The sequence below is a fragment of the Hydrogenophaga sp. genome (genome assembly GCF_048549895.1).
Classification (GTDB): Bacteria; Pseudomonadota; Gammaproteobacteria; order Burkholderiales; family Burkholderiaceae_C; genus Hydrogenophaga.
Genome location: NZ_JBLYYB010000122.1, coordinates 1 through 8223, shown reverse-complemented (window position 1 = coordinate 8223; position 8223 = coordinate 1). Strand labels below are relative to the sequence as shown.

The 8223-nt window shown below is 65.7% G+C and carries 7 protein-coding genes and 1 pseudogene; 3 read left to right on the top strand and 5 right to left on the bottom strand.

Annotated elements, in window-relative coordinates:
* The 3 genes and pseudogenes from ACN4F8_RS12720 to ACN4F8_RS12710 form a co-directional block, all read right to left on the bottom strand.
* A pseudogene (locus ACN4F8_RS12720) lies at positions 1–350 on the bottom strand (c-type cytochrome biogenesis protein CcsB); the annotation flags it as partial.
* Complete coding sequence (locus ACN4F8_RS12715; protein ID WP_419473925.1) at positions 347–2500, bottom strand: cytochrome c biogenesis protein ResB; 2154 nt, start codon at positions 2498–2500, stop codon at positions 347–349. The gene ACN4F8_RS12715 and the pseudogene ACN4F8_RS12720, both read right to left, overlap by 4 nt.
* A 182-nt stretch (positions 2501–2682) precedes the next feature.
* Entirely contained in the window at positions 2683–3297 is a 615-nt protein-coding gene (locus ACN4F8_RS12710) for a c-type cytochrome (protein WP_419473924.1), read from the bottom strand.
* A 103-nt stretch (positions 3298–3400) separates the two neighbouring features.
* Between ACN4F8_RS12710 and yihA the strand changes: the two genes are divergently transcribed.
* Both yihA and ACN4F8_RS12700 read left to right on the top strand, forming a co-directional pair.
* Positions 3401–4195, top strand: coding sequence for a ribosome biogenesis GTP-binding protein YihA/YsxC (gene yihA, locus ACN4F8_RS12705; protein ID WP_419473923.1), 795 nt, complete (start codon positions 3401–3403; stop codon positions 4193–4195).
* Between the two features lie 30 nt (positions 4196–4225).
* Positions 4226–5146: an alpha/beta fold hydrolase gene (locus tag ACN4F8_RS12700; protein WP_419473922.1), complete on the top strand. Its 921-nt coding sequence runs from the start codon at positions 4226–4228 to the stop codon at positions 5144–5146.
* Between the two features lie 10 nt (positions 5147–5156).
* On the opposite strand, the gene ACN4F8_RS12695 is transcribed toward ACN4F8_RS12700, so the two are convergent.
* Together ACN4F8_RS12695 and ACN4F8_RS12690 are read right to left on the bottom strand one after the other, a co-directional pair.
* Complete coding sequence (locus tag ACN4F8_RS12695) at positions 5157–6080, bottom strand: lipid A biosynthesis acyltransferase (protein ID WP_419473921.1); 924 nt, start codon at positions 6078–6080, stop codon at positions 5157–5159.
* Positions 6080–6916 carry a lysophospholipid acyltransferase family protein gene (locus ACN4F8_RS12690; RefSeq protein ID WP_419473920.1) on the bottom strand — a complete coding sequence of 279 codons (837 nt, stop codon included), beginning with the start codon at positions 6914–6916 and terminating at the stop codon, positions 6080–6082. The genes ACN4F8_RS12695 and ACN4F8_RS12690 overlap by 1 nt, the downstream gene beginning before the upstream one ends.
* A gap of 156 nt (positions 6917–7072) precedes the next feature.
* On the opposite strand from ACN4F8_RS12690, the gene metK reads away from it, so the two are divergent.
* Positions 7073–8223, top strand: a 1151-nt coding sequence (gene metK / locus ACN4F8_RS12685) for a methionine adenosyltransferase (RefSeq protein WP_419473919.1), incomplete at its 3' end; no start/stop codon positions are given.

Below are 8223 nucleotides of genomic sequence, written 5' to 3'. Positions count from 1 at the left end.
GTCAGCATGAACATCTGGTCGGCGCGCGCCAGATCGGCGGTGCCCGCAGGTGTCTGGTACAGCCAGATCGCCAGCAGCGCAAACGCCGCCACCGTCACCGACAGGGCCCGCAGCGGCCGCCAGAACCAGCCCAGCCAGATCAAGGACGGGGCGGTGCCCGCCAGGATGGCCTTCTCGTAACCGTCCATGGACGCGCCGTACAGCGCAAACGCGATGGCCGTGCCGGCCACGACCAACGCGGCAAACAGCCAATCCCACACATTGCGGCGCGCGAAGTAGCTGGGCTCGAGGCCTTGGCCACCCCGGTCTTTTTTCAGTTCGATGGTCTGGTTCGCGGTGGCGGTATTCATGCTGGCACCTTCAACAACTGGGTCTTCAAAACTTCGAATTCGCGGTCGGCTTCCATCGTCTTGCGGTTGGACGACAGAGCCATGGTGGCGGTGGACGATTGGTCAGCCGACGGCGCGAGCCACACCCACAGGCGGCGCTCGCGCACGTAGAGCATGGCGAACACGCCCACGATCAACAGCAGACAGCCGAGGTAGACGATGTTCTGACCCGGCGCGCGCGCGACCTGGAACACGCTGGCCTGCACGTGCGTGAAGTCCTTGAGCTGGAACGTCATGGGTGCGGGATAGAAAAAGGTGTCACTCAAGCTGATCACGGCCTGCGTCATGAACTGCTGTGTGGCGTCGTTGCGTTCCACCGGCGCGAGACCAGCACGCTCGCGGCTGATCTGCAACAGCTCGAACAGCGTGCCGTTCAGGATGCGCACCAGCACCTCGCTGGCGCGCTCGCGCTCGGCCTGAGGCACATTGTTTTCGAGGAAATTCGACACGGCCTGCAAGCCGCCCTGCACCGGGGGCTTGGTGGCAGGGGCGTTCGCCACCGGCGTGATCTGCGCGGCAGGCTCGACCCCGGCAAACAGGGCGAGTGCGCGTGTGGCCGAGGCCACCAGGGCTTCGGCCAGTTCCGGGCGCCCATCTTCCACCGCAGACACCGCATAGCGCCGCACAGCGAGTTCTCGCATTTGCGGATCGTCAAGCGCGGCGCGCAGACGCACGAAGCCGTCCATGCTGTCGTTCTCGTCCACCGGAATGCGCAGGTAGCGGAAAGGCTCGGACGGCGTCTCGCGCAGGCCCAGCAGGTACATGCGGGCGCCCTCGATCTCCATCGGCAGCATGTAGTTGTGGTACTCCACCGCCTGGCCAGCCGCGTCACGCAGCTTGTAGGTGATGCTCGGGCCCACGTTGCGCAGGGTTTTTTCGGTGGTGGTCTTGTGCCCGCTGCCCAGGCGGCTCTCGATCGAGCTGCGCAGGTCGACCTTGCGCACATCCACGCCCGCAGCCGCCGGGTTCACGCCGGCAAAATTCTCGACGTTGATCGTGCGCAGACCGGTGTACTCCAACACCAGCTTGTCGTCGCCGTTGCTCAAGGCGCTCGATCCGCCGATGGTGCCTTCAATCTCGAAGGGCCGCGTGGGCCGGTTCAACGGCACGGCCTGCAGCTTCACGCGCGAGCCGCCGTCGTCAAAGCTCGACTGGTAAATGTTGATGCCGCGGTGACTCGCCGGGTGGTTCACCTCCACGCGCGCTTCCTTCTTCTCGCCGGTCTCGAAGTCGGTGATCACGATGTCGCTGGCGAACAGCTTGGGCATGCCGGTCTCGTAGTACTCGACGATGAACTTCTTGAGCTCGACCGAGAACGGCAGGTCTTGCAGCAACACGCCGGTGGGCTGGGCCAGGATGGCCGTGCTGGCGGTCGTGCCTTCGGTCACCAGCAGGTTGGCGCGGAAGGTGGGGTTGCTGGACGAGAGGCGGTGCTGGGCCGGCACATCGGCGATCAGGCCACCACCCGTGAACGCCGACTTGCCGTTGAACCACGTCTGCGCTCGGACCATGAGGTCGCCGTCGAGCAGGCCGCCGATGCAGACCAGCACGATGGCGCTGTGCGCCGCGATGTAGCCGATCTTGTTGGCGGCGCCGGTCTTGGCCGCCACCATCCAGCCCTGGCCTTGCGGCGTGTCGCGCGACTGCAGCTTGACCCTCCAGCCCGAACCCAGCAGCGTCTGGCCGATGCGGTTGGCCGCGGCCTGCGGCGTCTCCACCAGCGTGCTTTCCGCGCGGTGCGGAAAGGCCTTCAAGCTTTGCTCGCGGATGTTTTCCTTGTAGACCTTGAAGTCGGTCAGGATCTTGGGCGTGTTGCGGGCAATGCACAGGCTGGTGCTCACCACCAGAAATGCCAGGATCAGCAAAAACCACCACGCGCTGTACACCGAGGTCAGGTGGGCGCTGGCAAACACATCGGCCCAGAATGGCCCGAACTGGTTGACGTAGTTGTTGAACGGCTCGTGCTGTTTGACCACCGTGCCGATCACCGAGGCGATGCAGATGACGGTGAGCAGCGAGATCGAAAACCGCATCGACGACAACAGCTCCACCGTCTCGCTGACGATGCGCGAGCCGGTGCGGATGTGCAGGCCTTGGGTGGAAACGGTCATGGAGCGGTGGGGAGAACGGTTCAACAAAAAGGGCGGTTCCGATGTTCCCGGAACGCGCCCTGTTGTGATGTTGTTTTTCGCTGGCGGTTCAACGCCGAGAGGCTTTATCGCATTGTGCCGGCAAATATTAATGACTGCTTATATCCCGGCAACAACCCAAGGGCAAAGCCCTTGACCTGGTCTCAGCGAAGACCGGCGATGTAGTCCGACACCGCCTTGATCTCGCGGTCGTTCATTTTGGCGGCCACGCCCGTCATCTGGATGTTGTTGGCGCGGGTACCGTCCCGGAAGTGCTTGAGCTGGGTCTCGGTGTACTCGGCGTGCTGGCCCGACAGCCGCGGGTACTGCGAAGGAATGCCGGCACCGTTGGGGCTGTGGCAGCCAGCGCAGGCGGCAATCTGGCGGTCGGGAATGCCGCCGCGGTAAATGCGCTCGCCCAGGGTCACCAGATCCTTGTCGGTGGCAGCACCTGGCGTGGCTTTTTGGGCAGCCAGCCAGTAGCCGATGTTGCGCATGTCGTCGTCAGACAAGGCTGCAGAGAAGCCCTTCATGATGGCGTTGTTGCGCTTGCCCGACTTGAACTCCTGCAGCTGCTTGACGAGGTACTCGGGATGCTGCTGCGCCAGTTTGGGGTTGACCGGTGTGGTGGAGTTGCCGTCAGCCGCGTGGCAGGCCACGCAGGCCTGACCAAACAGCGCCGCGCCTTTGGCCAGATCGGGTTTGACCGACTGCGCCTGGACACTGAACGACAAAGCCGCAGCAGCAGCGGCGCAAAGAAGGGAAACAGGCAATTTCATGACGGGACGGGCGTCGCGAGCGACGTGTTCGGGTTGAAGAATTTCGCGATCTGTCGGGTTACAGCCATTCGATTTTACAATGCCCTCTCGGGAAAACCCCCCAATGACCCAGAACCACACTCCAGCCACACCCCCTGCTTCCCCGTCCGCGGACGCCAAGAGCCCCCAAGCCCGGACACCCAACGCTGGAAAACCCGCCGATCCGCAGAACCCCGATGTGAAGATCGCGCACGGCTGGTTGCACACCGCGCGCTTCCTCACCACCGCCCCGCAGCTCGAACACCTGCCCCCGCTGACCGTGCCCGAGGTGGCCTTTGTCGGCCGCTCCAACGCCGGCAAATCCACCTGCATCAACACCCTGACGCAGCAAAAGCGCCTGGCCTTTGCCTCCAAGACGCCGGGGCGCACGCAAAGCATCAACCTGTTCTCGCTCGGCAAACAAGGCGTCACCGACGCCGTGCTGGCCGACCTGCCCGGTTATGGCTACGCAGCGGTGCCGCGCGAGGCCAAGCTGCGCTGGCAGCGCGTCATGGGCAACTACTTGCTCACACGCGAAAACCTCAAAGGTGTGGTGCTGCTGATCGACCCGCGCCTGGGCCTGACCGAGCTCGACGACATCCTGCTCGAGGTGATCCGCCCGCGCGTCCAGGAAGGCCTGAAGTTCCTGGTGCTGCTCACCAAGTCCGACAAGCTCAACCACGCCGAAGCGCAAAAGGCGCTGTCGATTGCGCGACTGCAGTCGGGTGGTGGCGAGGCGAGACTCTTCTCGGCCTTGAAGAAAAAGGGCCTGGACGAAGTGGCCCAGATGCTCTGGCGCTGGACGCACGAAGACGGCCCCGCCGTGGCCGCGCCGATCCCGGCCGAAGAACCCGAAGACGAGCCGCCCGCCCTCGACTGACCGTGTGCGGGCCCACGGAGACAGCCCGCCATGATCGACACCTTTCAACAAACCCTGCCGCACGGCATCACGCTGAGCTGCCGCGCCGCTGGCGAACGCGGACGGCCGGTGCTGCTGTTCCTGCACGGCTTTCCCGAAGCCGCGTTTGTGTGGGACGCCTTGCTCGCGCACTTCGCCAGGCCCGAGAACGGCGGCTACCGCTGCGTGGCGCCCAACCTGCGCGGCTATGAACAGTCCAGCGCCCCCACCGAGGTGGCGGCCTACCGCGCCAAGCCGCTGGTGCAGGACCTCACCGCGCTGATCGACGTCATCACGCAAGACAGCCCCACGCCGGGTCAGCTGGCTTGCCTGATCGCGCACGACTGGGGCGGTGCACTCGCCTGGAGCGTGGCCGCGCAGCGTCCGTCGGCCATGCGCCGGCTCGGCATCGTCAATGCGCCCCACCCCGCCACCTTCCAACGCGAACTGGCGAATTCACCCACGCAGCAGGCGTCGAGCGCCTACATGAACTTCCTCGCGCGCCCGGACGCGCCTGCGCTGCTCGCCGAGAACGATTTCGCGCGCCTGTGGCCCTTCTTCACCAACATGGCGGCCGACAGCGGCCCCATGGCCTGGCTGGACGACGCCACCCGGGACCGCTACCGCGACGTCTGGCGCCAGGGCCTGCACGGCCCCTGTGCTTACTACGCGGCTTCGCCGCTGCGCCCGCCCACCGCGAACGATCCGGGTGCTGTGGCCGTGCAGCTGCCGCGCGAGCGGGTCACCGTGAAGGTGCCCACGCTGGTGGTCTGGGGCTTGGGCGACACGGCCTTGCCCGAAGCTTTGCTGGACGGCCTGGATGGCTTTGTGCCCGATCTGCGCATTGAACGCGTGCCTGGGGCGACACACTGGATCGTGCACGAGCAACCGCAGCAGTTGGCGGCGCTGATGGGCGCCTTTCTGAGCGCTTGAGCGCGGGCGCTCAGAGGCCTGCGTAAAACGAAGGCTCGCCTTCTGGTCGCGTCTTGAAGCGCTTGTGCACCCAGTAGTACTGCTCGGGCATCGCGCGGATGAAACCTTCGAGGCAGGTGTTCATCGTGGCCGTGTCCACCTCCACATCGCCCGTGGGGTAGTTGATCCATGGCGAATGCACCGTCACCTCGTAGCCCTCTCTCGTCAGGCGGCTGACCACGGGCACCACGCGCGCGCGGGCCATGCGCGCAAACCGGGAGAGCGAGGTGATGGTGGCGGTCTGCACGCCAAAGAAGGGCACAAACACCGAATCGCGCGTGCCGTAGTCCATGTCGGGTAGCAGGTACAGCGGCAAACCCTGGCGGAGTGCGGCCACCAGCGGCTTGAGGCCCTGGCGCATGGCCACGATGTGGGGCTCACCAAAGCGCTGGCGGCCCTGGGTCATCCACTGGTCCACGTCGGCGTTGAGCTGCTCGGCGTAGATGCCGCAAAAGCGACGCTCCAGGTGCGCGGTCAGCGCGGTCCAGCCAGCGTCCATGCCCACGAAGTGCGGTGCAAACAGCACGGTGGGCTCGTTGCCGGCCAGCGCCTGCAGGTCGCCGGTGAGTTTCAGGCGGCTGCGGATGGTGGCGTCGCTGGCCTCCCACAGCCAGCTGCGGTCCATCCAGGCCTGGGCGAACAACACAAAATGCCGGCGCACGGCACGGTTGCGCTCGGCTGTGCTTTGCTCGGGGAAACAAATGCCCCAGTTGGCGCGCGCAATGCGGCGGCGGCGCGCAGCGACTGTGTGCAGCACCTGCCCCAGCACCCAGCCCAGCGCTCGCACCCAAGGCAGCGGCAGCGCAGCCAGCACGCGCATGAACACCAGGCCCAGCCGGTTGGCGATGCCGCCGGGCGGCAGTTGGTGGTCGGAAGCGGGGATGGGGTCGGACATCAGCGCGAGGTCTTTGGGCTCTTGTAGCGGTCGTACGACCAGAGGTATTGCGCCGGGCATTCTCGCACCAGCGCCTCCATCGCCTGGTTGATCTGCCGTGCTGCGACCGAGGCGTCGCCGTCCAGCGAATCGAGCGGTCGAACGTGCACCCGAAAGCCCCGACCCCAGCTCAGCCGCTCACCCCAGCTCACGAGCACTTTCGTGTGGCCGCTCTGTGCGAGCCGCGCAGACAGCGTCATGGTGTAGGCGTCTCGGCCAAAAAACGGTGCCCACACGCCCTGGCCATCGGGCGGCACCTGATCGGGCAACAGGCCCACCGCGTCGCCCACCTTCAGCGCCTTGATGAGTTGCTTGACACCCGCCAGCGTGGTGGGGGCGGCGTGCAGGCCCGGACGCTGCCGCGCGCTCGCCACCAGGTCGCGCAACGCAGCCTGGCGCGCCGGGCGAAACAGCACCGTCATGGGGTGGCGGGCGCCAAAGCGTTCGGCATAGGCCTGGGCTGTGATCTCGAAACAGCCCAGGTGCGGCGTCAGAAACAACACACCCGCACCCCCCACCTGCGCCGCCTCGATGTGCTCGGCGCCACGCCACTGCACACGCACCGGGCGGCCCAGCCACAGGCGCGGCAACTCGGCCACCAGCTTGCCGGCCTCACCCACCGAGCTCAGCGCAACGCCTGTCGAATACCCCGCCTGCTTCGCATGGGCCAGCAAGCGGCGGCGGTAGCGGCCCGAGAGCACAAAGCTGGCCCAGCCCAGCACCCATCCCAGCGCGTGCAGCACCGGCAACGGCAACAGGCTCAATGTGCGAAACAGGAAGTGGATCAGCGGGGCCAAGGCGGTGGTGGGGGCGGGACGGGCACGGACCTTGGTCTAGAATTCGCCCATCGCCGAGTTACTGAACTAATTGCGGGGCGATTCACAAATTCCGCTAAAGCGTTCGCCGAACTCTGACAGACCGGCAACGCCGATCAACCAACTTGGAGTTTAACCATGGCGAACGACTTTCTTTTCACCTCCGAATCCGTCTCTGAAGGCCACCCCGACAAGGTTGCCGACCAGATTTCCGACGCGATCCTCGACGCGATCTTCACCCAGGACCCCCGCAGCCGCGTGGCCGCCGAAACGCTGTGCAACACCGGCCTGGTGGTGCTGGCCGGCGAGATCACGACCAACGCGCATGTGGACTACATCCAGGTGGCGCGCGACACCTTGAAGCGCATCGGCTACGACAACACCGACTACGGCATCGACTACAAGGGTTGCGCCGTGCTGGTCGCTTACGACAAGCAGAGCAACGACATCGCCCAGGGCGTGGACCACGCCTCCGACGATCACCTCAACATCGGCGCTGGCGACCAGGGCCTGATGTTCGGCTACGCCTGCGACGAGACGCCCGAGCTGATGCCCGCGCCGATCTACTACGCGCACCGTCTCGTGGAGCGCCAGGCCCAGCTGCGCAAAGACGGCCGCCTGCCCTTCCTGCGGCCCGATGCCAAGAGCCAGGTGACCATGCGTTATGTGGACGGCAAGCCGCACAGCATCGACACCGTGGTGCTCTCCACCCAGCACAGCCCCGACCAGAGCGAGACGCCCACCAAGATGAAGGCCTCGTTTGTTGAGGCCATCATCGAAGAGATCATCAAGCCGGTGCTGCCGAAAGAGTGGCTCAAGGAAACCAAGTACCTGATCAACCCCACCGGCCGCTTCGTCATCGGCGGCCCGCAGGGCGACTGTGGCCTGACCGGCCGCAAGATCATCGTGGACACCTACGGCGGCGCCTGCCCGCACGGCGGCGGCGCCTTCTCCGGCAAAGACCCGTCCAAGGTCGACCGTTCGGCGGCGTATGCCGCGCGCTACGTGGCCAAGAACATCGTGGCCGCCGGCCTGGCCAAGCAGTGCCAGATCCAGGTGGCGTACGCCATCGGCGTGGCCCGCCCGATGAACGTGACGGTGTACACGGAAGGCACGGGCGTGATCCCCGACGAGCAGATCGCAGCCCTGGTGAATGAACACTTTGACCTGCGTCCCAAAGGCATCATCCAGAGGCTGGACCTGCTGCGCCCGATCTACACCAAGACCGCCGCCTACGGCCACTTCGGTCGCGAAGAGCCCGAGTTCGTCTGGGAGCGCACCGACCGCGC

Coding starts and splice junctions, on each gene's coding strand:
- ACN4F8_RS12700 (WP_419473922.1), top strand. CDS start 4,226: ATGATCGACACCTTTCAACAAACCCTGCCGCACGGCATCACGCTGAGC.
- ACN4F8_RS12695 (WP_419473921.1), bottom strand. CDS start 6,080: ATGTCCGACCCCATCCCCGCTTCCGACCACCAACTGCCGCCCGGCGGC.
- ACN4F8_RS12715 (WP_419473925.1), bottom strand. CDS start 2,500: ATGACCGTTTCCACCCAAGGCCTGCACATCCGCACCGGCTCGCGCATC.
- ACN4F8_RS12710 (WP_419473924.1), bottom strand. CDS start 3,297: ATGAAATTGCCTGTTTCCCTTCTTTGCGCCGCTGCTGCTGCGGCTTTG.
- yihA (WP_419473923.1), top strand. CDS start 3,401: ATGACCCAGAACCACACTCCAGCCACACCCCCTGCTTCCCCGTCCGCG.